The 26157-nt window shown below is 65.3% G+C and carries 15 protein-coding genes and 1 tRNA gene; 10 read left to right on the top strand and 6 right to left on the bottom strand.

Features of this window, described 5'->3' with window-relative positions; translation table 11 throughout:
• Positions 1-116: 116 nt before the first annotated feature.
• On the bottom strand, positions 117-956 hold the full coding sequence (mutM, locus tag AC6H0W_RS08885) for a bifunctional DNA-formamidopyrimidine glycosylase/DNA-(apurinic or apyrimidinic site) lyase (protein ID WP_497576808.1): 840 nt from the start codon (positions 954-956) through the stop codon (positions 117-119).
• A 114-nt stretch (positions 957-1070) separates the two neighbouring features.
• Between mutM and AC6H0W_RS08880 the strand changes: the two genes are divergently transcribed.
• The 9 genes from AC6H0W_RS08880 (at position 1071) to AC6H0W_RS08840 (ending at position 8402) form a co-directional block, all read left to right on the top strand.
• On the top strand, positions 1071-2789 hold the full coding sequence (locus tag AC6H0W_RS08880) for a tetratricopeptide repeat protein (RefSeq protein WP_497576807.1): 1719 nt from the start codon (positions 1071-1073) through the stop codon (positions 2787-2789).
• Positions 2786-3370 carry a lipoprotein insertase outer membrane protein LolB gene (lolB, locus tag AC6H0W_RS08875; protein WP_497576806.1) on the top strand — a complete coding sequence of 195 codons (585 nt, stop codon included), beginning with the start codon at positions 2786-2788 and terminating at the stop codon, positions 3368-3370. The genes AC6H0W_RS08880 and lolB overlap by 4 nt, the downstream gene beginning before the upstream one ends.
• A complete protein-coding gene (gene ispE / locus AC6H0W_RS08870; RefSeq protein WP_497576805.1) occupies positions 3352-4206 on the top strand; it encodes a 4-(cytidine 5'-diphospho)-2-C-methyl-D-erythritol kinase in 855 nt (284 codons plus the stop codon). Before lolB ends, ispE begins: the two co-directional genes overlap by 19 nt.
• 18 nt (positions 4207-4224) lie before the next feature.
• A tRNA-Gln gene (locus AC6H0W_RS08865) sits at positions 4225-4301 on the top strand.
• Positions 4302-4384: 83 nt separating this feature from the next.
• Positions 4385-5335, top strand: a complete 951-nt coding sequence (locus AC6H0W_RS08860) for a ribose-phosphate pyrophosphokinase (protein ID WP_497576804.1) — start codon at positions 4385-4387, stop codon at positions 5333-5335.
• A gap of 81 nt (positions 5336-5416) precedes the next feature.
• Positions 5417-6031, top strand: coding sequence for a 50S ribosomal protein L25/general stress protein Ctc (locus AC6H0W_RS08855; RefSeq protein WP_497576803.1), 615 nt, complete (start codon positions 5417-5419; stop codon positions 6029-6031).
• Between the two features lie 20 nt (positions 6032-6051).
• Positions 6052-6660, top strand: coding sequence for an aminoacyl-tRNA hydrolase (pth, locus tag AC6H0W_RS08850; RefSeq protein WP_497576802.1), 609 nt, complete (start codon positions 6052-6054; stop codon positions 6658-6660).
• On the top strand, positions 6657-7748 hold the full coding sequence (ychF, locus tag AC6H0W_RS08845) for a redox-regulated ATPase YchF (RefSeq protein WP_497576801.1): 1092 nt from the start codon (positions 6657-6659) through the stop codon (positions 7746-7748). The genes pth and ychF overlap by 4 nt, the downstream gene beginning before the upstream one ends.
• A 237-nt stretch (positions 7749-7985) precedes the next feature.
• Positions 7986-8402 (top strand): C40 family peptidase, encoded by a 417-nt coding sequence (locus tag AC6H0W_RS08840; RefSeq protein WP_497576800.1) that lies wholly within the window; start codon positions 7986-7988, stop codon positions 8400-8402.
• Positions 8403-8499: 97 nt separating this feature from the next.
• Here AC6H0W_RS08840 and AC6H0W_RS08835 read toward each other — a convergent pair whose 3' ends face one another.
• The 5 genes from AC6H0W_RS08835 to AC6H0W_RS08815 all read right to left on the bottom strand — a co-directional run bounded on the left by AC6H0W_RS08835 (position 8500) and on the right by AC6H0W_RS08815 (position 25023).
• Positions 8500-12621 carry an OmpA family protein gene (locus AC6H0W_RS08835; protein WP_497576799.1) on the bottom strand — a complete coding sequence of 1374 codons (4122 nt, stop codon included), beginning with the start codon at positions 12619-12621 and terminating at the stop codon, positions 8500-8502.
• Positions 12618-20264: a DUF7933 domain-containing protein gene (locus AC6H0W_RS08830; RefSeq protein ID WP_497576798.1), complete on the bottom strand. Its 7647-nt coding sequence runs from the start codon at positions 20262-20264 to the stop codon at positions 12618-12620. Before AC6H0W_RS08830 ends, AC6H0W_RS08835 begins: the two co-directional genes overlap by 4 nt.
• A 415-nt stretch (positions 20265-20679) precedes the next feature.
• On the bottom strand, positions 20680-21444 hold the full coding sequence (locus tag AC6H0W_RS08825) for a response regulator transcription factor (RefSeq protein ID WP_497576797.1): 765 nt from the start codon (positions 21442-21444) through the stop codon (positions 20680-20682).
• Positions 21445-21457: 13 nt separating this feature from the next.
• The gene (locus AC6H0W_RS08820; protein ID WP_497576796.1) at positions 21458-23377 is read right to left on the bottom strand and encodes a CHASE2 domain-containing protein; all 1920 of its coding nucleotides are present in this window, start codon (positions 23375-23377) and stop codon (positions 21458-21460) included.
• Between the two features lie 26 nt (positions 23378-23403).
• A complete protein-coding gene (locus AC6H0W_RS08815; RefSeq protein WP_497576795.1) occupies positions 23404-25023 on the bottom strand; it encodes a FecR family protein in 1620 nt (539 codons plus the stop codon).
• A 204-nt stretch (positions 25024-25227) separates the two neighbouring features.
• On the opposite strand from AC6H0W_RS08815, the gene gluQRS reads away from it, so the two are divergent.
• A complete protein-coding gene (gluQRS, locus tag AC6H0W_RS08810; RefSeq protein WP_497576794.1) occupies positions 25228-26145 on the top strand; it encodes a tRNA glutamyl-Q(34) synthetase GluQRS in 918 nt (305 codons plus the stop codon).
• Positions 26146-26157: the final 12 nt, after the last annotated feature.

Here is a 26157-nt window from a genome sequence, read left to right as displayed (position 1 = left end):
CCTCAAGGCAGGCGCTGGTTGAATTCCAACGAGCATAGCGCCCGTGCGTGAAGCTGCCAATGTCATCTTCACGCCGGCCGACCGGCGGCGGCCTCGACCGGATCAACGCCGGCCACTCAGCTCGCTTTTGCCGTGGTCTTGCGCAGCGGTTGGCAGCGCGCGCACCAGAATGTCGAACGCTGCCCCATCACTGAACGCCGCACCGTGTTGCCGCATACATGACAGGTCTCGCCATCGCGGCCATAAACGAAATACTGCTGCTGGAAATAACCGGACTTGCCATCCCCTCCGACGAAGTCGCGCAAGGTGCTTCCGCCGGCCTCGATGGCCGCCAGCAAGGTCTCGCGTATCGCCTGCGCGAGCCGATGGCAACGCGCGCGGCTGACACTGCCGGCCGGCGTCATCGGATGGATGCGCGCACGAAACAGGCTCTCCGACGCATAGATGTTGCCTACGCCGACCAGACGATGGCCATCCATGATGGCCAGCTTGATCGGCGTGCTCACGCCGCGCAGCGCCTCGAACAGCCAATCGCCGTCGAACTCGGGCTCCAACGGCTCCAGGCCCAGGCGCGCCAGCAAGGGGTGCTGCGTCGTCGCATCGCCATGCCACACCATCAGGCCGAAACGACGCGGATCGCGCAGACGCAGCGCCGTATCGCCGAACAACAGGTCGACGTGATCATGTTTGCCGACCGGCGCCAGCGCATCCACCACGCGCAGACTGCCCGACATGCCCAGATGCACGACGATCGTGCCGCTGCCGAAACGTAGCAGCAGGTACTTCGCGCGCCGCTCGACTGCCAGCAAATTGCGGCCGGCAATGCACGCGCCGAGATCCTCGGGCACCGGCAGCCGCAAGCGCCCGTTACGAATGATGCAACCGCTGGCGACTCTGCCGGTCAATACTGGCTGGATACCCCTGCGGGTGGTTTCAACTTCCGGCAATTCGGGCATCGATCTTTCCTGAATCAAGCATATTCACCATCGCACGCTTGCCCGCGCAGCACGAAACTGCATAACATCGGACACTTCGCGAGCAGCGCGGACCCGGCCTTACTGGACCCGATTATGAAGCACAAGCTCACCCCGTTCGTCGCCAGCATGGCGCTCACTCTGGCGCTGGCGGGGTCTCCCGCCCACGCCGCACCGGGCGGGCGCACGACGGCCGCCACCAACGAACCCCTGCCCTCTCAGGAGCTTACGGCCGATGTGCTGTTCCTGATCCTGCTGGGTGAGATCGCCGGCAGTCGCGGGGATCTGCCGATTTCGGCCGAGGCCTATCTGCATGCCGCGCGGCAGACGCAAGACCCGCGCATCGCTCGGCGTGCCACGGAAATCGCCCTGGTTTCCCGCGACATGGACACAGCGGCACTGGCAGCGCGCATCTGGCTCAACGTCGAACCCGCCTCGCAAGAAGCCCGCCGCATGCTGGCCGGCATACTTGCTGCACGCGGCGACCAGATGAATGAAGTGCAGATCGAACTGGCGCGCATTCTGGCCAATTCCGACGGCGAGCGGCTCGAACAGAACCTGCTCGGCCTGAATCGCGCACTGGGCCCCATTCAAGACCGACCGCTGGTCAACGAGATCATCCATCGCCTGACCGAACCCTACCTGCACCTCGCGCCGGCGCATTATGCCCGCGCCCAGGCACAGGCTTCGGACGGCGATGACCTCAGTGCGCTTGCCGCCATCGAACAAGCCCTGCGCCTGCGAACGGACTGGGAGCCGGCCGTCATTCTCAAGTCGCAACTGCTCGTGCAGCTCAATGCCGTGCAGGACGCCGTCGACCTGCTGCGTGATTACTTGACCCGCCATCCCGACAGCCGTGGCGCCGGTGTGGCCTACGCGCGCAGCCTGGTTTCCGCACAGGATTACCCCGCTGCGCTGACCGAGTTCCGCCGCCTGCTGGCGCTCGAGCCGAACGACCTCGATCTTGTCTATGCCGTCGCGGTGATCGCCGCGCAAACCGGTGATTTCACCTTGGCGAAGGCGCACTTCGAACGCGCGCTGAACGGCGGTCACCCCGAGCGCGGCAGCATCCAGTTCAATCTGGCGACCATTGCCGAGCGCGAAGGCCGACGCGGCGACGCCCTGCAGCTTTACCGTCAGGTGCAGAACGGGCCGCATTATCTGGATGCGCAGATTCGCATCGCCCACATGCTGGCCGAGGACGGCAACCTCGAAGCTGCCCGCGCCCAATTGCACGGCGTCGACATCGAGCCGGACGGCCGCCGCCGTCTGGTCTTTACTGAAGTCATGCTGCTTCGCAATGCCGGTCAGAAGGAAGAGGCTCTGCGCGTGGTCGAAGAGGCCCTGCTCGACACCCCGGACGACCCCGACATGCTGTACGAGGCCGGCATGCTCGCCGAAGCACTCGACCAGATGCCGCGCATGGAGCATTACATGCGAATGGTCATCGAGATCGAGCCGGATCATGCCCACGCCTACAACGCCCTCGGCTACACCCTGGCCGAACGCGGCGAACGCCTGCAGGAAGCCGAGAATCTGATCGTGCGCGCACTTGAGCTCGCGCCGGATGACCCGTTCATCCTCGACAGCATGGGCTGGGTGCGCTTCCGCCAGAACGACGCCGAAGCCGCACTGACCTATCTGCAACGCGCCTTCGGCATCCGCAGCGATCCCGAGATCGCTGCGCACCTGGGTGAAGTGCTGTGGGCGCTCGACCGCCGACAGGAAGCCATCGACATCTGGGCTCAGGCCCTGCTCGCCCACCCGGACAACGCGGTGCTGACTGAAACCGTGCAGCGACTGCGCGGCCAATGAGCACCGGCATCAAACGCATCGCTGCGCTGGCGACATTCGCCCTGCTCGCTTCGGGGTGCGCGCTGCACCCCTTGCAACGCGAGCAGGCCCCGCTCGTCGAGCGCCATGCCGTCCAGGCCTTCGACCTTGAAGGGCGCATCGCCGCAAGCGACGGGGAACGCGCCGCCAATGGTCGCCTGCGCTGGGAACACCGCCCGCAGGGCGATGACTGGGTGGTGCTCAGCCCCCTTGGCCAGATCGTGGCGCAAGTCATCGGAACGACCGAAGGCGCCATGCTGCGCACGGCCGACGGGCAGCGGATGCTCGCCAAGGACACCGCCACGCTGCTGCCCCACGTGCTCGGCGTGAACGCGCCGGCCGACCATCTGGCGGACTGGATTCAGGCCATCCCCGCTCCGGGCGCACAAGTGCTGGGCACCGACGAAATCGGCCGGCCCACGCGCATCTCGGACAGCGGGTGGATCATCGACTACCTCGAATATTCCGACGACAGCGCGCAAGCCAACCCGCGCCGCCTGCTGGCCCAATGGGGCGACGCGCGCCTGCGCATCGTGGTGGACAAATGGACGCCGCGCGACTGAAACGCCTGACCGGCTGCCCTGCGCCGGCCAAGATCAATCTCTTCCTGCATGTCGTCGGCCGCCGCGCCGACGGCTATCACTTGTTGCAGTCGATTTTCCGCCTGCTCGACTGGTCCGACACACTCGACTTCGACCTGCGTGACGACGGGCAGATACGCCGCTGCAACAACGTGAGCGGCGTACCGCCAGACAACGACCTCGTCGTGCGTGCTGCGCGCTTGCTGCAAACCGCCAGCGGCACGACCCTCGGCGCCGACATCACGTTGCACAAACAACTGCCAATGGGGGGCGGCCTGGGGGGCGGCTCTTCCGATGCCGCCACCACGCTCATCGCGCTGAACCGCCTGTGGGGCATCGATCTTGATCGTGCGGCGCTTGCTGCACTGGGCCTGCAACTGGGCGCGGACGTGCCATTTTTCATTGGCGGTCACGATGCTTTCGTGGAAGGAATCGGCGAAACCTTGACGGCCGTCGAGCTACCACCAAGGTGGTACGTAGTCGTCTCTCCCGGGGTTCATTCTGCGACCGAAGAAATTTTCCGCTCGCCGCTCTTGACGAGGAACTCCGAACGCATCAGAATTGCGGACTTCGCTTTACGCGCAACCCGAAATGACTTGCAGGCAGTAGCCAGTCGTCATTACCCGGAGATTGCTGCGGCGATCGAATGGCTGGAGCGGTTAGCTCCCGCGCGCATGACCGGGTCGGGCGCCTGCATATTCGCAGAGCTTGACTCCGAAAATGCGGCTTCGGATATCATTGCCGCCTGCCCGCCTCAGTGGCGTGCATGGAAGGCCCGAAGCCTGGCGCGGCATCCGCTCTACGGCTGGCTCGATTGAATGAAGTGAACAGGTTTTTGGGGAGTCGCCAAGTCGGTTAAGGCACCGGATTTTGATTCCGGCATTCGAGGGTTCGAATCCTTCCTCCCCAGCCAGACGACGAACCGGGCAGGCCACGCGCCTGCCCGACTCGCTTCCGGCCTCCGCGATTATCAATTTCGGCACTGGAGAATCGGTCATGCCCCGTGGCAGCCTGATGGTCTTCACCGGCAACGCCAATCCCAAACTTGCTGCAGACGTCGTTCGCCGTCTGGGCATCACTCTGGGTTCGGCGACCGTTGGAAGGTTTTCTGACGGTGAAGTTAACGTCGAACTGCTCGAGAACGTGCGGGGCAAGGACGTCTTCGTCCTGCAACCCACCTGTCAGCCGACGAACGACAATCTGATGGAAATGCTGGTGCTCGTCGATGCGCTCAAGCGCGCGTCGGCCGGCCGCATCACCGCTGCCATCCCGTATTTCGGCTATGCCCGTCAGGATCGTCGCCCGCGCTCGGCGCGTGTGCCGATCACGGCCAAGGTGGTTGCCAACATGCTGCAGGCCGTGGGCGTGCAACGCCTGCTGACCATGGACCTGCATGCCGACCAGATCCAGGGCTTCTTCGACGTGCCGGTAGACAACGTCTACGCCGCGCCGGTGCTGCTGAACGATCTGGACAAGCAAAAGTACGATGATCTGATGGTGGTTTCGCCGGACGTCGGCGGTGTGGTGCGCGCACGCGCCTTCGCCAAACGTCTGGAATGCGATCTGGCCATCATCGACAAGCGCCGCCCGAAAGCCAACGTTGCTGAAGTCATGAACATCATCGGTGAGGTCAAGGACCGCACCTGCGTGATCATGGACGACATCGTCGACACCGCCGGCACGCTGTGCAAGGCCGCCACTGCACTGAAAGAAAACGGTGCCCGTCGCGTTCTGGCTTACTGCACGCACGCCGTACTGTCGGGCGCTGCGGCAGCGCGCATCATGGACTCCGATCTGGACGAACTGGTCGTGACCGACACCATTCCGCTGCGCGAAGACGCGCGCGAGTGTCCGAAGATCCGCCAGGTTTCGGTTGCATCCCTGCTGGCCGACACCATGCTGCGTATCAGCAACGAAGAGTCGGTCAGCTCTCTGTTCATGGAATGATTTTCGGCCTGCAGCGTTTGCTGCGGGCCTTTTACGATCCGTCTGGTCGCGGGCGGATCACCTTCAACCTGGAGTACTGCAATGAACATCGAATTCAAGGCCACCAAGCGCGTGGATCAGGGCACGGGTGCGAGCCGCCGCCTGCGTCGCGCCGGCCAGCTGCCGGGCATCATCTACGGCGCCAACAAGGACGCCGAGTCGATCACGCTCGACCACAACGAGCTGTATCACCTGCTGCGCAAGGAAGCGTTCCACTCTTCCATCCTCAACGTCGTCGTTGAAGGCAAGAAGCAGACCGTGATCCTGCGTGACACCCAGTGGCACCCGTACAAGCAGCAAGTGCTGCACATCGACTTCCAGCGTGTGAACGCCTCCGAGAAGCTGCACATCAAGGTGCCGCTGCACTTCATCAACGCAGAAGTCAGCCCCGCCGTGAAGCTCGCCGGTCAGATCGTCACCCACGTCATCAACGAAGTGGATGTGGCCTGCCTGCCGAAAGACCTGCCGGAATTCATCGAAGTCGACCTGTCGGCCCTCGAGTCCGAGCAGTCCCTGCACGTTTCCGACATCAAGCTGCCGAAAGGCGTCGAGATCGTCCACCACGGTGACAGCAACCCGGTGATCGCCACCGCGCTGAAGACCGGCGGGGGCGCCGACGACGCAGCCGAAGACGGCGACGAAGCGGCCGAGGCCTGAGCGGAAAAGCACGCTACACGATGAGCTCCGCCCCTGTGCGCCTCGTCGTCGGCCTCGGTAACCCCGGGGCCGAATACACCGAAACCCGGCACAACGCCGGGTTTTGGTTTTGTGAGCGCCTGGCGGATGAGCTGGGCGTGCGCTTCTCTCCAGAATCCCGCTTTCACGGTTTCGCGGCCAACGCCCGCGCCGCAAGCGTGTGGCTGCTGATGCCGCAGACCTACATGAACCGCTCGGGCCAGTCGGTCGGTGCATTGGCACGCTTTTATCGCATCCAGCCGAACGAAATCCTCGTGGTGCATGACGAACTCGACATCCCGCCGGGCCAGTTGCGGCTGAAATTCGGTGGCGGTCTGGGCGGTCACAACGGCCTGAAAAACACCTCCAGCCATCTGGGCACCAACGATTACTGGCGCCTGCGCATCGGCATCGGCCACCCCGGTGATCGCAACGAAGTGGCCAACTTCGTGCTCAAGCCGCCGCGCCGCGAGGAACAGGCCGAAATCGACGCTGCGCTCGAACGCGCGCTGGGTGCGTGGCCGCTGATTGCCGACGGCAACTGGACGGCCGCGACCACCCGACTCAATACCCGCCCGAAGCCGGCGAAGAACAAGGAAGAACCCCAATGAGCCTCAAATGCGGCATCGTCGGCCTGCCCAACGTCGGCAAGTCGACCCTCTTCAACGCGCTGACCAAAGCCGGCATCGAAGCGGCCAATTACCCGTTCTGCACCATCGAGCCGAACGTCGGCATCGTCGAAGTGCCCGACCCGCGCCTCGCCGCCCTGTCGGAAATCGTCAAGCCGCAGAAAATCCAGCCGGCCATCGTCGAGTTTGTCGACATCGCAGGTCTGGTGGCGGGCGCATCCAAGGGCGAAGGTCTGGGCAACCAGTTCTTGGCCAATATCCGTGAAACCGACGCCATCGTGCATGTGGTGCGTTGCTTCGCCGACGACAACGTGGTGCACGTTTCCGGCTCGGTGAACCCGATTCGCGACATCGAGGTCATTGACACCGAACTTGCGTTGGCTGACCTCGCCACCGTCGACAAGGCCATCAACCGCTACAAGCGCCCCGCCGCCTCGGGTGACAAAGAGGCCAAGCTGCTGGTCGCCGTGCTCGAAAAATGCCTGGCACAACTCGACGCCGGCAAGCCGGTGCGCGCGCTCGATCTGTCGAAAGAGGATTGGGCCGCGATCAAGCCCTTCTGCCTGATCACCGCCAAGCCGGTGCTGTACGCCGCCAACGTGGCCGAAGACGGCTTCCAGAACAACCCGCATCTGGATGCCGTGCGCGAACACGCAGCTGCCGAGGGTGCAGAGGTGGTGTCGCTGTGCGCCGCCATCGAAGCCGAAATCGCCGATCTCGAGGACGCGGACAAGAAAGACTTCCTCGAGTCCATGGGCCTCGAAGAGCCCGGCCTGGATCGCCTGATCCGCGCGGGCTACAAGCTGCTCGGCCTGCAGACCTATTTCACCGCTGGCGTGAAAGAAGTGCGCGCATGGACCATCCACGTCGGCGACACCGCCCCCCAGGCGGCCGGCGTGATCCACACCGACTTTGAACGCGGCTTCATCCGCGCGCAGACCATCGCCTTCGATGATTACATCCAGTTCAAGGGCGAATCGGGCGCCAAGGAAGCCGGCAAGATGCGCGCCGAAGGCAAGGACTACGTGGTCAAGGACGGGGACGTGCTGAACTTCCTGTTCAACGTCTGACCCATGACAATGCTGCAGGCGCCACGCCTGCAGATTGCAGAAGCCCCTCGATCCCTGATCGCGGGGCTTTTTTATGCGCGCTGACGCTGCCATGGGCCAACGCGCTCGCAGCCGTGTTTCAAAGCGCAACGGCCGTCCTCAAACCACGCACCGGTGATACCCTCGACCGCCATGCGCCCCATCGCCCTACCCTGCTTGCTTGTCTCTGTCGCGGCACTCCTCGCCGGCTGCAGCTCGATGCCGTCGTCACCGCCATCGCAGGCCACCACGCATTCCCGCCTGTCGGCAGAACAAGCGCGTGACATCACGATGCACGCCCTGGGCTTGGTGGGCACGCCGTACCGCTACGGCGGCAACACGCCTGCCAGCGGCTTCGACTGCAGCGGGCTGATCGGCTACGTGTATCTGAGCCACACCGGCGTGGCGCCGCCGCGTACCGTGGCCGAACTGAGCCGCTTCGGCAAACCGGTCGGCCCGCAGGAACTGCGCACAGGCGACCTGGTGGTGTTCGGCCACGGCCGCCCCACGCACGCGGGCATCTACGTGGGGGATGGGCGCTTCGTGCATGCACCGTCCTCCGGCGGCACGGTGCGCCTCGACAGCCTGCAGTCCCACTATTGGTCGAGACAGCCGCAGAGCTTCCGCCGCCCCTGAGCTCCCACGCGTCACTGCGCCACCAAACACGAAGGGCGACGAAGCCATATGGCTTCGTCGCCCTTCGATCATGCCGCCACGCGACGGCGTGCCAGGCTCAGAACGTGGCCAGCACGTTGAAGAACCAGCCCTTGCTGCGGTACGACAGATCGGTCAGATCATCCGAATAGGTGGTGAAGTTGTAGCCCACGCCCATCTTCACGTTCTGACCCACGTGGCGGTACACCGCCAGCAGCGCGCCGGCACGTGCATCCTTGGCTTCTTTCGCGCGCAGGTTGCGCCACTCCACCACCGCATCCCATTCGCGCACCACGTGCCAGTCGGCGCGCAACACCATCAGGTCTGCGCGGCTGCGGAACCACTCGCTGTCCGGGTTGGTGAACTTGATGTCGCCGATGCGCAGGCCGTACTTGGCGCCAAGCGACAGCCACGGCTTGGCGTCCCAGATGGTGTCGATGGAGAACACCTGGCTGCGCTGCGAGTAGTCGGCGTCGCGGCCACTGGCCGACAACTGCCCTGACGAAGGCACGTTGTGGAAGTTGGTGTACTTGAACAGCGTGTTCCAGCGGTCGTTGTCCACCGGGCGGTAGGCCGCGCCGATGACGATCTCGTGGAAATCGCCGTCCCAGAACATGCCGCGCGAACCGCTGCTGCGCGAGACGTTGGCTTTGCCGAGCAGGCGCCATGCCGGGTCGACCTGATGACCAACGGTGTTGCGCATCAACCACGTGCGGCCGGTACCACTGGAGTTGCTGTCCTGGCGGAACTCCAGGCTGCCCGCGTACTTGGTGCGGTCATCCTTGTACGCGATCGACAGTCCGACGGCACGGCGGCGCACATCGCTTGAAAGCGGCTCGCTGATGCGGCCGAACTCGATCTTGGCGCCGTACGTCCAGCGGTCGTTCGGCGCCAGATCCACGCCGAAGGCCTGTGTCAGGCCCTGCGGCCCGGCACCATGCACGCGGCGGTTTTCGCCGTACACCCGCGTCTGCTCGCTGACTCGGTAGTCCGCGCCGGTCACCAGGCTGCCGGTGCGGCCACGCCAGCCGTAATCGGTGCCTTCGGTTTCCAGTTCGTAGTTCATGTAGGCGTTGCTACGGTCCGAGAGGCGGTAGTCCGCCCCCAGCAAGCCGCCCGCGCCGCCGTCACCACCGGAGGCCTCCGCACGCAGGCCGATACGGTCGGTGGCCTGCCAGCGCCCGCCCAGGCCGGCGCGGTTGTTGTCGCGCCGTTCGCCGGACTTGGCAGCCGTGCCCTGCACGAAGCCGTAAGCTTCCCAGTCCTCACGCTCGCCGGGCTCGCCATCTTCCTTCAGCGGCTGGTAGTCGACCCGCACGGCAACGTCGGTGCGTGCGCCCTCTTCCGACAACTCGCGGCTGATGATGACGCCTTGCGTGCGCAGGTCGCGCTCGTCGTGGCGCACCGCGCCGGTGACGGCCCACTCTTCGTCCACCTGATGGCGGTAGCTGGCCTCGGCGGTGGAACGCAATTGCAGATCGCTGTCGCTGTGATCGGCTTTCACCTGTACTTCGCCACGCTCGCTCACTTCTACGCTAGCCGCAACGCCGGACTGCGTGATGCCCTCGCCGCCGGCGCCCAGCCCGATGTGGCCGGGGCCGCTGAAGCCGGCTTCCTTGCGCTGCCAGTAACCGCTGAGACGGCCGCGCTGATCTTCGGTGACATCGGCCAGATCAAGGTGGCCCTCGATGCGCTTGGCGTCAGCTTGCCCGCCGGCGCTGTTGAGCTCGTTGAAGCCGAAGCCCCCGTCGGATGACAGCAGCGTCTGACTGCCCGCACCGTTCGAACGCGCCAGCTCGACCGCCAGCGAACTGCCCTCGCCCGCGCGCAGCAACACATCCACGCCACCCAACGTCTGGCGGGTATCGTCCTCGCCCTGGCGGAAGCCGGTGAGGCCCAGGCGCATCCAGTCATTCACCCAGTGCGTCGCACGCAGACCGGTGGTGAGGTTGGTCACGCGCTCGAAGCCCGGCACGTACTCATAGGTGACCACCAGGTACAGTGGGTTGCCGCTGACCGCCGAAGTCTGCACCACCCCGCTGGCGCTGCCGGTGGAGGACAGCGGCTGGCTGAGCAGGATGCGGCCTTGCAGGTAGTTGATGTCGTAGTCGAGCGCCGGCGTGAGCTGACGCCGTTCGATCACCAGGCCGGAGTCGCGGTCACGCACCTCGACCCACACCCGTTCGGAACCCTGCGTGACATCCTGATTGCGCAGGTAGTACAGCGAGCCGCCCGTGCCACGGAATTCCTGGCGTGTGCCCAGCGTGCCGGGGTCGGCCGCGAAGACTTCCGCACGCGTGTGGCGCTCGCCGAAGCTCGTGGCGGTCTCCGACACGTAACGGCCGCGCGCACCGTACAGGCCACGCGAATACTGCACCAGCTCGCTGCCGGTCCACGCGGTCTGGAAGTTACCCCACATGACCTGCGAATCACCGCGGTCAAGGCGCACGTAGAACTTGCCCTGTGTGGGTGCGTCGTCGACGGTGGTACTGTCGTCGCCATACACCGGGTAGTAGGCATCCGGGTCGATGTTGCGCAGCAGGTAGCGCGGGTCTTTCGAGGTGAAGTTGGTGAACAGGTGTTCCAGCGGCTGCTCGCGGGTGTCCGCGGAGGCCGTCAGCAACCATTCGCCCTTGATCTTGCCCTTAAGGTAAAACGCACCGCGACCGTCGATGTAGGTTTCGTTGCGGTAATTGCGGTCGTCCCCCGTCACGGCTTCCGCGCGATCGCGGTGATCCACTACGTTGCGCCCCACGGTGAGATCGGCAATGGCGATATAGAACCAGTCGTCGGTGGGAATCGACACGTTGCGACGGAAGCTCGCCACGTCGCCGTCCGGGCCGGTCACCTGCACTTCCACGCCCTGCGGGCCGGTCGGCAGGATCTGGCGTTCGACGAAGCGGCCGTTGTCACCCAGCGGCACGGTCATGCCCAGTGCGCGCACAGTGCTGCCTGGCGCAAGATCACGACCGCTGACGGTGATGGTGCCGCCGCGTACCGGGATGTTGCGCAGGGACAGCGCGTTCTCTCCCCAGCCCACCAGCGCTTCACGCCGCGCGAGGTCGACATCGTCGTGCGGACGCAAACGCGCCACCACGTTGAGCGTTTTCACCGCCGTCTCGTCGAAGCGGCCTTGCTCGTCATAGACACGCAGCAGGTAGCGGTAGCCTTCGGTGGAGCCCTTCGGCACGGTCCACTCCGCCCCTTCACCCCAGGTCAGCGGCATCACCGCCAGCGGGCTGGCCGTGATCGACGCGTCATGCTCGAAGATCCGCACTTCAGCCCTGCGAACCCAGGCCGCATAGTTGGTCCAGCCGGCGAAAAGCACCGTGTCGCCCTGCTGCGCCACTTCGCGCTCGGTCCACACGTTGAGGGCCGGGTTATCCGCCAGACCGTCATATTTCACCTGAATGTCGGCACCCGCCAGGGCCACGTCGACGCAGCGCTGTCGGTCCGCTTCATTGACGGATTCGCCGACATTCATCGGCTGGCCATCCACCGTTACGCGGAACGGCAAATCACTCTGCCCGAGGGCTGCGCAGGGGCCGGCCGCTACCGGTGCAGCCACCGGCGTGAACCACGCGGCCACTTCCACACGGCGGTTTTGCGCCATGCCCTGTTTGTCGGCATTGCTGGCCACCGGGCGCTCATCGCCGTAGCCACGCACTTCAACCGCCGTCGCAGGCAGATCGAGGCGCTGGCGCAGATACTGCGCCACCACCAGTGCGCGCGCTTCCGACAAGCCCTGGTTGCTGCCGAAGCGTGCGCGGGTGCGCGCACTGGGGCGCTGCGTGTCGGCATGGCCGAGTACGCGCAGGCGCAGCGACGGCTGACCACGCAGGCCCTCGGCCAGCGCATCCAACGTCTCACGTGCGGCCGGCAGCAAGTCGGCCTGGCCGGACTCGAACAAGGCGCCCACGCCGCTTTCGGACAGCATCTCGTCCATCTGCGGCGGCGCCTCGGGCGAGGTTGCCGACAACATGGCCTGCGCATCGCCGTGCGACACGCTGGACGGCAATTCATACGCCGTCACCGGTTGCCATTCGCCGGGCGCCGACACCGGGCGCACTTCCACGCGGCCGTTGTCGGCGCGCTTGCCATCCATCTCATCGGAGGCAAAAGCCTGGACCGATGCGAGGGTTCCGAGGGCGGCCAGCGTTGCAGCCACCGAGCGTTTGAGGTTCATCGCCGGGCGCTTCATTGCTGGGCTCCTTCGGCGCTCAGCACAGCGCCCATGATTTCGTGTTCAACGATCAACGGTGGTCGCTTGCGATCCTCCTTGTCCTTTTCCTTGTCGCGCTCGTGCTCGCGGTACAGGCGCAGCAGTTCCTTCTCCAGCGCCTTGAGCCTTTGCTTGGCCACGGCCTCACCGTCGGCATCCGCTACGTAGGCCAAGCGTGCCACGCTGGGCTGTTCGAGCAGCGCCGGCACCAGTTGCTGCAGGCTGCTCGCCCATTCCGACTGCAGAGCGTCTTCACCCTGCACGAAGGCACGCCCATCGACCTCGATGCGAACCACCTTGTGGATGGTTGCGCCGAAGTTCAGCTTGACCATCTTGCCGCGCGTCACGCGCACGTCTCGCGGGTTCTCGCTGGTCACGCGGAAGCCCGAGGGCAGCGTGCGCTCGTCGAGCTTCATGACGAAGTTGCTGCCGCGATCAGCGTTGGGGATGTCCGCGCACTTCACATGGAAGCGCCCTTCGGCATCGGTGGTCACCAGCAAGCCACGCGCGGTCACCACGCGGGCATTGGGGATACCGGGCTCGCCTTGGTCCTGATAGCCGTTGGCATTGCGGTCATCGAACACCGTGCCGATGATCTCGGAGCAGTCGAACAGCGGGTCGGGAATGATGCGCACCGTGGCTTCACCGACGTTCGACACACGCGCTCCGGCCAGCGGGTTGTGGGCCCAGGCGAGGTTGGTGTACTCGCCCTCACCCACACCGGCACCCACCATCAGCACCAGGCGGTAGGTCTTGGTCTCGCCCGCAGCGAAGTCCTGGCCCGACCAGGTCATGCTGCGGCCGGCGACCGTCGGTTCGGTCGGAACGAACACCGACGAGCCACCCTGCCGCACCGAGGCACTGCCAGTGCGATAACGGAAGCCCGCCGGAATCTGATCGACGATGTCCAAATCCGCCAGACTGGCCGCCAGCGTGTTGGTGGCCGTGATGGTGTACGGCACGGCCTGACCCTTGGTGACATTCACCAGCGGCGAGGTCTTCACGATGCGGATGGCGCCACCCAGGATCGGATCGAGCGGGATGTGGTTGTTCAGCACATCCGCCGAGTTCAGCGGATCCAGGTTGAAGCTGAAGTAGTACTGCGTCGTCGGCGCACCGCCACCCACGATGCCCTGGCACGCCAGCGGGTCATGCTGCGGCACGCCGATGCCCGGAGCCTCGTCGCTGATCTGCACCAGAGCCGGATCGGGCACGGCGCCCACCGCAACCGTGGCATCGCACACTGGAATGAGCGTGGACGGGCCCGGCACGTAGCTCGGCGGCGAAGTCACCGTCAGGTTGTAGGTGCCGGCCGGCGCCGTGGGCGTGAGCAGGAACTGATAGAAGCCCGACGGACCGGTCACGAAACTCTGTGCCGGAGAGCCGCCCACCAGATGCGTGGCGGGATCGAAACCGGCGGGGCCGTCGATGGCCACCACGGCACCCTGCACCGGCGCGCGCGTCACCGCGTCATACACCACACCGGCCGGATCGAGCGGCAGGCTCTGCTCGACGACATTGGCGCCCGGCTGCAGCGTGAAGCCGCTGAGCGAGCCACGGGTGTTGTCGGCGCCGCCGGGGTTGGTGACCGGGTCTACCACGCCGGGGGTGAAGCCGGCCCCTTGCTCGTTGGGCACCGGGCGACCCATCGTCATGCCGGTGCTCGGCTCGCGGAAACGGATTTCGTATCCATCCCCCGGCGCGAGGTTGTCGAACAGGTAGGCACCGTTCTCGTCGGTGGTGGTGGTGGCAACGCGCACGCCATCGAGCCACAGTTCCACCATCCAGTCGGGCACCACCGGTTCGCCGGGGGTGAATACCCGGTCGTGGTCACGGTCGCGCCAGACGCGGCCGGCCACGGATGCGCTGGCGTTGATGAGCACGCGCGTGGGGTCTTCGGCCGTGTTGTTGCTGGTGAAATCGTCCGGCTCGCCGCCGCCCGAGATGGTGACCGTGTTGAGCAGCATCTCTTCGCTGGCATCGTCGGCCACGGCCACGCGCAGCGTGATCGTCTCACCCGCCTGGCCGGCGGCGATCACAGCCTCGGTCACGCAGGTCACGGTCTGACCGGCGACACCGCAGTTCCAGCCGTTACCGGTCGGCGTATCCAGCGCCGTAATGCTGTCCGGCAAGGTGTCCACCACGGTGATCGTGCCGCTGGTATCGGCCAGGCCCACGTTGCTGGGCACGATGGTGTAGTAGCCGCTGGTCGAGCCAGCGCTGAACGTCGCCGGCGAATGCGATTTGCTGATCGTCAGGTCAGGCGCATTGGCGTCCGGCACCTTCGGGAAATTGTTCTCCGAAGACACGCGCTGCACACCGGACAGATCCACGCCGGTGATCTGGCTCGATGCCGCGGAGTGGCTCACCGCCCCACCGGTGCTGCCGGCCACCGGATCCTTGTTGGCTGCGCCGCTCGGCTGCCCTGGCTGGGTGATGGTGTAGTTCTTGCCTTCGGGCACGCCGGTGAAGGCGTAGCTGCCGTCCGGCTGGGTGGTGGTGGTGAGCGACACCGGGTTGCCGTTGATGTCGTTACCGCTCAGCGTGACTTCAAGGCCGCCGATGCCGTGATCGGAGCCGTCGAGCACATCGTTGTCGTCATAGTCCAGGAAGACCCGGCCGCTCACCGTGCGCGTGGAAGGCGTTTCGGCAAAGTCATTGCCAGTGGACGCCTGCCCCGAACCCAGCACGATGCCCTCGATCTGGCTCATCTGGCCCGGCGCGTTCGGGTTGCTAGGCGTTCCGGCGGTGGTGCTGCCGGTACCCGGGATCGTCTGACCATTGGCGGTGCCGGCCGGTTGGTCCGGCTGGACCACGCGATAGGTGCCGGGCACCAGGTCGCGGAACTCGTAGCTGCCATCGGCGGCGGTGACGGTTTCACCGGCGTCCACCCAACTGCCGCCATCGAGTCGTTGCAGGCGGATGACTTCGCCCGGCAGCGGCTCTTCGGTGCCGTTCTGCACACCATCGTTGTTGGTATCGACGAACACCTTGCCGCCGATACGGGCGTAGGCCAGCTCACCGAAGTTGTTGCCGGTGGACAGCATTGGCGTGACGCCCGCACCGCTCAACTCGATGTCGGTAATGGCACTGGGCACGGTGGCAACGGCCGTGGCCGTACCGCCTGCACTGCCGGCGGTGGTACGGCCATTCAGCGTGTTGGGCGGCTGGTTGGGCTGGCGCACTTGGTAACGACCGTCCGGCAACTCGAGAAAAGCGTAGTTGCCCAGACTGTCGGTGACGGTACTTTCCTGCAGCACGTATTGCGCACCGTCATGGCGCCACAGTTCGACGACCTGGCCGGAAATCCCCGGCTCACCGGCCTCGACCAAGCCGTTGTCGTTGTCATCCATGTACACCGTGCCGCTCAGCGCATGCTGGGTGCTGATGGCCAGCACCGCATTGCCCGGCTCGGGGTTGGCGCCGACGTTGGTCTCCAGAGCCCCGGCGGGGATCTGGTTGTTGTACTGCCCCGGCGCCGTAGCCGTGACGTTCACAACGATGACGCAGCCGCCAGCCGGAATGGCCGCGCCGCTGGCATAACGGACGCGCGTATTGGCGCCGGCACCGGAATCGAGCAACGACACCGAGCCGACAGCGCAGGTGGTGGCAGCGGCGTTGATGCCGGTCGCGGTCATGGCACCGGGCGTCTGGGGCAGGTCATCATCGAGATGGGCCGTGAGCGTGATCGGCGTGGCGTTCTCGTTGCCCAGTACGATGCTCAGGGCGGAGGAGCCACCCGCTGCGATCTGCACGGGGTTGAACGATTTGCCCAGCGTCGGCGGCTCGGGCACCACGAACTGATCCTGCGCCGGATTGGCATTGGTCACGCCTTCGGTGCTGCTCACAGCCGCTGCGGGGATGGTGTTGATGAAGGTGCCCGACGTGTTGCTGAGCACATCCACCTCGATGGTGCAGCTACCGTTGGGCGCCAGCGTGGCACCGGTGAGGCGCACGAAGCTGCCCGAGGGCGCTGCGCTCACCACACCATTGGTACCGCTGGTGCAACTCACCACCGGGTTGGGGGTGGTGGTGTTGAACATGCCTTGCGGATAGCTGTCGGTCAGGCTGACATTGGTGACTGCAGACGCATTCGGGTTGCTCACCGTGATGGTCATGCGGTTGGATTCGTTCACCTGGCGCAACGGGTTGGCGAAGCTTTTGGCGATCGTCAGCGGGTCGTGCACTTCCAAGGTGCCCGTCACCGGATCACCCGGGGGAATCAGAACCTCCTCTTCCACCGTCACCGAGCCCGGGGGCAGTCGGTTGGTGTAGGTGCCGGCCGCTGCAGCGGTCATCTCCACATTGAGCAGGCAAGTCGAGTTGGCAGGCACCGTACCGCCGGTCAGCTCGATGCGCGTCGGCGTCACCGAGAGCACACCACCACATGTGGTGCTGGCATTGTTCGGGCTGGCGGGAACGAGACCCGGCACCAGCGTCAGGTCGTCGAGAATGTTCAGGTTGGAGAGGCGAATCGAGCTGCGGTTGATGACGCGGATGGTCATCAACGACGCCTCGCCCGGAGCCACGCTGGCCGGCGAGAACGACTTGTCGACGCCGGCGCGCGCGACGGTACCGAGGTTGGCCGGGAAGGTATTGGTGTTGGTGACGTTCTGGTCATTGGTCAGCCAACCCGGTTGCACGGTGTTGGTGTGCGTGCCGGAACGGTTGAGGCTGACATTCACGCGAATCTCGCAACTGCCGCCAGCGGCGAGGCTGGCATCCGACAGAGCCACGCGATTGCCGCCCGGAATCGCGCTGACCACGCCGCCCGGGCAGGTCGTGCTGGCCTGCAACGGCGTAGCCACCTCGATGGCCTCCGGCATGTCATCCACCAGCCCCACTCCGGTCAGCGCCACGGCACCCGGCTCGTTGTTGTTGAGGGTGATGGTCAGCAGCGAGGTTTCGCCCAGGGTGGTCAGCGTGTTCGGTGCAAACCCCTTCTGCACGAAGGGCACGCCGGCCCCGCCCAGCTTGTTGAGTTGGGCAACCGTGGCCGTGTTCGTCTCCAGGCCGCCGTCCGCACGCACGGCGCCCGGCGGCAAGGTGTTCACGCTCGGGCTGTTGCCCAGCGAACCATCCGTGACGACATTGAACGAGAAGGTGCACGACGTGCCGGCCGGCACTTGCGCGCCCTCCAGCCGGGCCTCGGTGGTGCCGGCTGCAGCCGTCATCACCGTCGGCCCTGCGCAGGTGGTGCTGGCTGCAGGGGTCTGTGCCACTTCCAGGCCTGTGCCGGCAAGCGGGTCGGTCACGCTCATGCCGGTCAGCGCTGCCGTGCCGTTGTTGGTTACCGTGATGGTGACGCGCGACTGCCCACCCGTCGGTGCCACGGTGGCCGGCGAGAAGCTTTTGTCCACACTGAAGGTCGGGGTCACCACGAGCGTGGCCTGGGCCGCTTGATCAGGCACCACCGCGCGGCCATCACGCGCGTCGGTGGCTGCGACATTTTCGGGAGGAATGACGTTGGGGTAGCTTCCCGCCAGCGCACCCACCACGTTCACCGACACCCGGCAGGCGCCGCGCGCCGGCACGGTCAGGCCGCTGACATTGAATTCGCGGCGACCGTCAGGATAGGCATACACCGGCGTGCCACCGCAGGTGGTGGCGGCACCCGGAATCGGCGCCACGACGAGTTGCCCGGTGCCGCCGGGCGTGTTGTCCTGCGGCAAGGCGTCCACCACGCTGACGGCATTCAGATCCCAGAAGCCGTTGTTCAGCAAGGTGATGGTCATCACCGAGGCCTGGCCCTGCGTGACCGGAGTCGGCGTGAATCCCTTGGTAACCCGCAAATGCTGGGCACTGGCGGCCGAGGCCACCAGCTCCGACGGCCTCTGCCCACCCACTTGCACCGTGCAGTTACCCGAGGTGCAGGTGATGCCGGCATTGGGTTGGGTGCTCAGGTCATTGCTGATGCTGGTGCCCGCAGGCCAGTCGGCTGGCACCAGGGCATGAAACTCCACATGGCACGTCCCGTTCTGCGCTCCAGCCCCTGCAGGCACTGTCAGCCCAGTGAACACCGCCGTACTGTCGCCGGCCGAAGGGAATCCCGGCACACCGGCGCAGGTCGTCGTCGGATCCACCCCGCCGGGCGAAGCCGCCGTCGCCACGCGCAACTGCGCGCCGCCAGCTTGCGGCAACACGTCGGTAACGCTGACACCCTCCACCAGGGCCGCCGAGTAGTTGCGCAGCTCCACGCGGAAACGCACCAGATCACCGGGCACCGGCCCGACAGAACTCAGTGACTGGCCCTGCGGCCCGACGAAGCTCTTGTGAATGGTGAACTCGTTGAACACCGTCACGTCATCACTGGCCGACGCAGTCTGACCGGCGATGTTGCCAACACCCGGCAGCGTCTGCGACCAGTCCGCGTGCGGGATGGTGTTGGTATAGGGAACGATCTCTCCGGCAGCGGTGTTGGGGTTTGCAGCCTCGACATTGACCTCGACGGCGCAGGTCTCGCCCGCGGCACTCGTGCCATTGCTCAAGCTCACCAGATTGCCACCCGGCACCGCACTCACCGCCCCAGCCCCGCATTGCTGCACGTTCAATCCGCTGGGGGTCGACACCACCATGCCCGCGGGCAGGTTGTCGGTGAAGCTCACGGTTGCGTCAGCCCCCGAGCGGTTGGGCAGCGTGATGCGCATGCGCACCGGTTCGTTCGGGCGCACGCTCTCGAATTCGAAGTTCTTGCCGAGAGTCACCGGCGACTGCACGGTGATGTTTGCCGTGCCGGCGGCATGACCCATGCTGCGGTCGTTCGCGACCGAGTTGGCGGGCACGGTGTTGGTGTTCGTCGAGGTATTGCCGTTGGCCGCATTGCCGCGCACTTGCCAGGTAACCGTGCATGACTCTCCGGGGTTCAGCGTTCGCGCCACACCCAGCGTGATCGCGGCGTTGCCCGAGGTGCCGCTGGCGGTACCGGCGCCGCAGGTGCCGCCGGTCACCGTGCCGGTCGCTGTGACGTTGCCCGGCAGGTTCTCCAGCAGGCTGCTGATCACCGCGGCCCTGGGCCGCCCCGCCGGGTTGGTGATGGTGATGGTGATGGTGCTCGCATCACCCATGCGAATGGTCGCGGGGCTGAATGCCTTGGTCACCGACAAGGTTCCGATCGGCCCGACGGTCAGGCCGATTTCGGCATTGCCGGCATTGCTTACGGGGGTCGCACCCTCGCTACCGGTGAACCAACCGGCATTCACGGCCGAGGTGTACGAAGTCGTGGAGCTCGGGCTGGCAGCGATGCGTACATCGACTTCCACCGAGCAGGTGCCATTCACGCCGCCGCTCGCTGGGGGAATGGTCGCACCACTGAACTGCACGTTGCGACCGCCGGCATTCACTACCGGTGCTCCGCATGTGCTCTGCGGGTTGGGCGGAGTGGCGATCTCGAAGTTCGACGGCAGCACGAAACTGCCGCCCGGCACGCTCAAAACGCCGTCGGTAACCGGAATCTCGGCCGAGTTGGTGACGGTGATGCGAAACCTGCGCACATCGCCGAAGTATGCGGTGGAGGCATCGGTGTAGGCAGTGGTCAGCGAAACCTCGGCCAAGACAGCCGGCGCGACCGTACCCAACGTCATCGCCAGCAATGCTGCGGGCAGCTTGCCGCGCGCAGTCTGCATCAAGCTTCGCCACGCGCTTGGGCTGCAGCCCTTGCTCGTGTTCGGATTCGAGGACGGAGGGTGTTCGTGTCTCATGGCGACTCGCGTGGCGTGAACAAACAAAAAAAACGCCGTGACCTGCTGGTCACGGCGTCCGATGGCGCCTTACGCTTGTCTTGATCCGCACGTGGCGAAAGCGACGGCCCCCGGAAGCAGCGCGGAGTTTATGAACTCGTGCTATTCCGTTCCGTCACGTTCACAGACGAATCCTCGCCAAACCTCTCATTACCAACCGCCAACTCACCGAACGGCGTAAATCACGTCACACGAGCGCCTGATGAGCATGAAAAAGGCCATGCATTTGTCGCACTAACACGACAGCCGCATGACCAAAAAGGCTGATACACACACCAGGGCGGCTGCGGACTCCCCCAGGCTAAAGCGAAAGAATGAACCCGTGTCCGCGCACGGCGCGCAGGGGTAACACGCAACCGGCCTCGCTCTTCACCTTGCGGCGCAAACGGCTTACCAATACGTCGAGACGATGGTTGTCGTAATAGTCCAGCCTGTGCCCGAGTGCCTGCACGAGACTCGCGCGCGAGGCCACCTCACCGGCGTGCTCGAACAGGTACTGCATGAGGCTGCGCTCCATCGAGGTCAGCGCAACCACCACGCGGGTCGGCGCCAGCAGCGACCAGCCATCCGGCGTCAGAGCCCAGTTTCCGCCCGAGGCGGCCGCAGGCGCGTCGGGCGGCAGCACTTCGCAGGTACCCATCATGCGGCGACGCACACTCACCAGGGTGGCAACCAGCTCGCGCAGATCGACCGGTTTGACGAGATAGGCATCCCCCCCCTCCATCAAGCCGCGCACGCGATCCTCGGTTGCACCTCTGCCGGTGAAAAAGATGATTCCAACGTTGGCAAACTCGCGCAGCGAAGCCGCCACCGCAAAGCCGTCTTCATGTGGCAGACCGACATCCAGAACCACCAGCTCGCACGGCGCCGCCAGCAAGCCTCGATACAAGCCCAGTGAATCGTGGAAGCCACGCACCTCGAAACCGAAGTCTCCCAGGCCCGCCACCAGTTCCTCGCGCAAATCCTCGTCGTCCTCGACGACGCATACGCGAATGCCTGCCCCCGGCTTCGACGGTGCCGGCACGCCATCGGCCGATTCCGCAAATGAACGCTCATCCGTACTCATGCTCGGCCCCCCATCAAATCGTCCCGTCCATCGGGACGCGGATCATGAAACTCGTCCCCAGCCCGTCTGCGCTGCGAACCCCTACGTTACCGCCATGCGCCGTGACGATCTGACGCACCAAGGCCAGCCCCAGACCGGTGCCGGGCTGCCTCACCCCCACGACACGGTAATAGGGTTCGAAAATCCGCAATTGATCCTGGTCGGAAATACCGTCGCCCTGGTCGTGAACGCTGAGCAGCCAGTCAGCGCCATCGCGCACCAGGTCGATATGAATGGGCGCGTGCGGCGGCGAATACTTTATGGCGTTGTCGATGAGGTTGCTCACTGCGGTAAGCACGAACTTGCGGTCACCACGCATCATCGCCGGCACGGCGGTCAGGTCGGTCACGATGTTCGCGGCGCCGGACAGCTCGATTGCCATCTCAACGGCTTCACCCACCACCACGCGCAGGTCGAAACGCTCGCCGGTCTTGACTTCGGTGCCAGCCAATCGCTCGGCGTCCAGATATTCGTCGATCAGGCTCTGCAACCGCCGGCTGGCCCTGTGCAGACGCAGGTGGCGGGCGTGAATTTCTGGTGGCACGCCCTCCAGACGGGCAAGGTTCTGCAAGGTCAGGTCGATGGCCGCCAGCGGGGACTTGAGTTCATGCGAAACCAGGCCGAGGAGTTCGCGCTGCTGCTCACTCTCCTGCTCCGCCGCCACAGCACGGCGCACACGATGATGCAGCAGGTAATACACCGCCAGCAGGGACGACACGAGCACCACAAGCAAGGGAGCAGCCACCCAGCTCGCCTGCTGATTGAACATCAACGCCACATGCATGCCGACCACGATCGCACCTGCTGCCAAGGTGCCGATCAAGACACAGCACCAGTGGTTTCGCGAAGACTCGCGACACAGCGGAATCAGCCCGAAGGGCAACAATCCGCACAGCAGCAATACGTTGTTCCACACCATCGAGGGCGGCGCGAGGAACTGCCGGTTGCTCAGAGCCCCGTGTGCAAGTGCCCAGTAGTGCGTGCCACTGATGACCCCGCGCGGGGTATTCACACGGTCTTCGAACAACGCCGTCTTGCCGACGAAAATCGTCTTGCCTTGCAGCCACGCGGGATTGAGCACCGTGGCCGGCTCGCCCAACATGGCTTTCACCAGCGCCGCGAACGGAAGCACCTGAACAGCGTCGAGATTGGGTGGAAGAACGAGGCGAATCGTCCCGTCATCGTCTACCGGCCAGTACACGTCATCCACATGCACACCGCCTGCGGCCGGCTGCAATCGCGGAGCCTCGGCTCGGCCGTGCAGCGTCGCCAGCACGACGGAGGGCAGATAGTGATCATGCATGCGGTGCAGCAACGGCACTCGGCGCAACAGACCGTCCGGGTCATATTCCACCGACAACACCCCCAACCGCGCTGAAGTAGCCGAAGCCTCACCCCGCAGCACAGGGGCCGGCAGGCTGAAGCCTCCCCACTCCATCGCGGGCAAGGCTGGCATACCGCTACGCGCCCAGAAATTCCCGAGGGGCAAATCCTGCATGTCGTTCATTGCAGCCGTCTCGCGCCGGGCCGCGGCGCCCAGAACTACGGACGGGTTACGGCGCAGCGCCTCACTGAAAAGCTCATCGCCATCACGGTCGTCGGCGTACCGGATGTTGAAGAACACCGTCCCCACCTGCAGTTCGCCCAGGTAATCGAGCAAGGCGGCGTACATGCTGCGCGGATAGGGCCAGTTGCCGAGATAAGGCTTGAGTTCGACGAGAGAGGCATCATCGATGGCCACCAGCAACACATCATCGAACGATGCACGAGGCAGCACCAGCTCCTGCACCGAATCCTGCAACCACCCGTCGATGCGCGTGAACAACATGCTGCTGGCAGCCAGCAGCGCCACCATGACGGGCGCCGCCAGCATCAACAGCGGGCTTCGCAACATGCGTCGGGGGAGCATTCCCGGCGTGTTCACAGCAGCATCAGCGCAGGCAGGACAAGCAACAGCCACTGCGGAAAATCAGACGGCATGTCGATCTGCTGCGGCACCCCGAACGGCCCCGCAACGCCGTCCGCGTCGATGGCCTGAACCCGCACGTGCACGACACTGGGCCCCTGCAAATCGAGGCTATAGCTCGGCTCCGTCACCCGCTCATCGGCAAGCAGCCGGTTGAATTCCGCATCGCGGGCAACCTGCACCCTCCAGGACAGGCCGGGCTCGCCAGCATGCCATTGCAGCACGAATGCATCGTCCTGCATTTCAGGCTCGGACAAGGCGGGACTTTCCGGCAATTCCATCTGCTCGAACGCAAGCGTCGGGCCTACCGGCCCTTGCTTGCCCGTCGCGTCGATGCTGGCCAGTCGCCAGAAGTATGTTCCGGGGGGCAGGTCCAGGCGCTTCTCGGCCTCGGCAAGATCCGCTTGATCCATCAGCAGAGGCGCGAATTGAGCATTATCGGCCAACTGCAATCGGTAGCCGACCACGCCTTGAGGTCGCGCCCAGCGCATCGTCACGCCGTCACCCCGCACCCGCTGCCCGGCACGAGGCGCGAGCGCCAACGGCGCCTCGGGGCGCGCGGCCAGTTCAAAGTCGTGCAGGCTCTCGAGACCCTCCAGACCGTTGTCCATTACGCCGCGCACGCGCAGTCGATAGTGGCCGTCGGGCAGATCCGCCCAGCGTGTGGAGGGCTCGTCGAGCACGGCATCCAGCAGCAGCGCGTCTTCGTCATCGATCGGGAAGATCTGGGCACGCCATTTCACCGCCTCGGCCGAACGCGGCCATGCCAGACGCACCGGCAAATACTCGATCTTTCCGGGCAGTCCGCTCAGATCCGGTGCCGGCGCCAGTTTGAGCGGCGCCGCGGGCGCCCGCCCAGGCCGAGCCACGGTGCCGAAGCCGGCACCGAGCACGATCGGCCTGCCGGCCTGACTGCCCGAAGCCGCCACGCTGCCATCGAGCACGCCGCTGCGCGCGACGCCATCCTCGGCGACCTCCACATGGAAACGCGTGCCGCGCACGCCCAGATTGAGCGCCTGCGTCTCAATGCGGTAACGCCCGCCTGGCGTGCTTTGGCGCTCGACGCGGCTCTCCACGTCGCCCTCGTCCAGGCGGATGACGGTCTCCGCCATGCCGGTGCCGCGATACTGGTTGAGCCGCGAGAAGACGAGCCGGCTGCGCTCGGCCACCAACAGCCGTGAGCCATCGACGAAACGCAGACTGACGTTGCTGTCGGCCTCGGTAATCAAAGCTTCTCCGGCATGCAGCGTGTCGCCCACCGCGACTTCACGCGTGGCGCCATCGAGATGGCGCGTCGCCTTGCCTCGCACATGGATCACGATGGCCGAAGCAGCCTCCACGCGCAGCAGATGCAGCGGAATTCGTATACGCTCACCAGGCTGGAGCCGCTTGGGGTTTTCGACCTGATTCAAGGTCTGCAATTGACGCCAGTGGCTCTGTCGCTGAAGGTACTGGTCGGCAATGCCGATCAGCGTATCCCCGGATTTGACGACGTACTGCCAATCGGCTGCCACGCCGATCGCGCACCAGCACGACAGCATGATCAACGCAAGACAACGAATGAAGGGCTTCAAAGCAGGCTTCCCGCAAGGTTTGGGCTGCACCCGCGCATTTCGCCAGCGCAGGCAAATCGCCGATCCTATCAAGGAGAAGCTCACGACTTCCTCACCAAAACGCACCGTATCGCGACGTAGTTGCGCTTCGAGGCGGGTTTCTCGCGCGTTATATGCAAAACAAATAAGACTGCTGCTACTCAGCCCCGCACACTTCACTCACGCATGACGGCAACGCCTCCTCTCACCGGCCGCTTCGCCCCCTCCCCCACGGGGCCGCTCCACTTCGGCTCACTGGTGGCTGCAGCGGCGAGTTGGTTCGACGCGCGTGCGCGCGGCGGGCGGTGGCTGCTGCGCATCGACGACGTCGACACCACGCGCAGCGTGCCGGGCGCGGCCGAAGAAATCCTCGCCACGCTGGCGCGCTTCGGCTTCGAAGCCGACGAACCTCCCGTATGGCAAAGCCGCCGCACCGAGGCCTACCGCGCGGCGTTCGAGCAACTCAAAGCGGCCGACCTGGTGTTTCCCTGTGCGTGCAGCCGCAAGGAACTGGCCGACTCAGCCCTGGCGGCGGATGGATCGCACGTATATCCCGGCACCTGCCGCGATGGCCTGCCGGCGGGGCGCGAAGCGCGCGCTTGGCGCGTGCGCGTGAGCGGCTCGGTCGTGTTCGATGACGCGATTCAGGGGCCCCAGCGCGAGGACATGCAGCGTGATGTCGGAGACTTCGTGGTGCTGCGCGCCGACGGGCTGTTTGCCTATCAGCTTGCGGTCGTCGTGGACGACGCCGAGGCCGACGTCAGCGACATCGTGCGTGGCGCTGATCTGCTGGCCTCGACTTCACGTCAGGTCTTTCTGCAACGTCTGCTGGGCATTGCCACGCCGCACTATGCGCACGTCCCGGTGGCCGTCAATGCCGCGGGAGAGAAGCTCTCCAAGCAGACGCTGGCACGTGCGATTGCCGCCTACCCGGCCGAGCAGACGCTGCATGCCGCGCTATGCTTTCTCGGGCAGAATCCACCGCCCGAACTGGCTCGTGCCTCGCTCGCGCAAGTGCACGACTGGGGCATCGCCCACTGGCGCCTGGAAGCCGTGCCGCGCTCGCCCGTCGGCCCTGCCCCGGCTGCGTTCACGGCACAATGATCCATCCACTCA

Source organism: Pseudazoarcus sp. NS20 (assembly GCF_059703745.1).
The sequence above is the reverse complement of the archived record's forward strand: the minus strand, read 5'-3'. Positions and strand labels throughout refer to the sequence as shown.

Excerpts from the sequence above, each read along its gene's own strand:
- AC6H0W_RS08855 (WP_497576803.1), top strand. The coding sequence starts at position 5,417 with ATGAACATCGAATTCAAGGCCACCAAGCGCGTGGATCAGGGCACGGGT.
- lolB (WP_497576806.1), top strand. The coding sequence starts at position 2,786 with ATGAGCACCGGCATCAAACGCATCGCTGCGCTGGCGACATTCGCCCTG.
- pth (WP_497576802.1), top strand. The coding sequence starts at position 6,052 with ATGAGCTCCGCCCCTGTGCGCCTCGTCGTCGGCCTCGGTAACCCCGGG.
- ispE (WP_497576805.1), top strand. The coding sequence starts at position 3,352 with ATGGACGCCGCGCGACTGAAACGCCTGACCGGCTGCCCTGCGCCGGCC.
- AC6H0W_RS08860 (WP_497576804.1), top strand. The coding sequence starts at position 4,385 with ATGCCCCGTGGCAGCCTGATGGTCTTCACCGGCAACGCCAATCCCAAA.
- mutM (WP_497576808.1), bottom strand. The coding sequence starts at position 956 with ATGCCCGAATTGCCGGAAGTTGAAACCACCCGCAGGGGTATCCAGCCA.
- AC6H0W_RS08825 (WP_497576797.1), bottom strand. The coding sequence starts at position 21,444 with ATGAGTACGGATGAGCGTTCATTTGCGGAATCGGCCGATGGCGTGCCG.
- AC6H0W_RS08820 (WP_497576796.1), bottom strand. The coding sequence starts at position 23,377 with ATGTTGCGAAGCCCGCTGTTGATGCTGGCGGCGCCCGTCATGGTGGCG.
- ychF (WP_497576801.1), top strand. The coding sequence starts at position 6,657 with ATGAGCCTCAAATGCGGCATCGTCGGCCTGCCCAACGTCGGCAAGTCG.
- AC6H0W_RS08830 (WP_497576798.1), bottom strand. The coding sequence starts at position 20,264 with ATGCAGACTGCGCGCGGCAAGCTGCCCGCAGCATTGCTGGCGATGACG.
- AC6H0W_RS08835 (WP_497576799.1), bottom strand. The coding sequence starts at position 12,621 with ATGAAGCGCCCGGCGATGAACCTCAAACGCTCGGTGGCTGCAACGCTG.
- gluQRS (WP_497576794.1), top strand. The coding sequence starts at position 25,228 with ATGACGGCAACGCCTCCTCTCACCGGCCGCTTCGCCCCCTCCCCCACG.
- AC6H0W_RS08840 (WP_497576800.1), top strand. The coding sequence starts at position 7,986 with ATGCCGTCGTCACCGCCATCGCAGGCCACCACGCATTCCCGCCTGTCG.
- AC6H0W_RS08880 (WP_497576807.1), top strand. The coding sequence starts at position 1,071 with ATGAAGCACAAGCTCACCCCGTTCGTCGCCAGCATGGCGCTCACTCTG.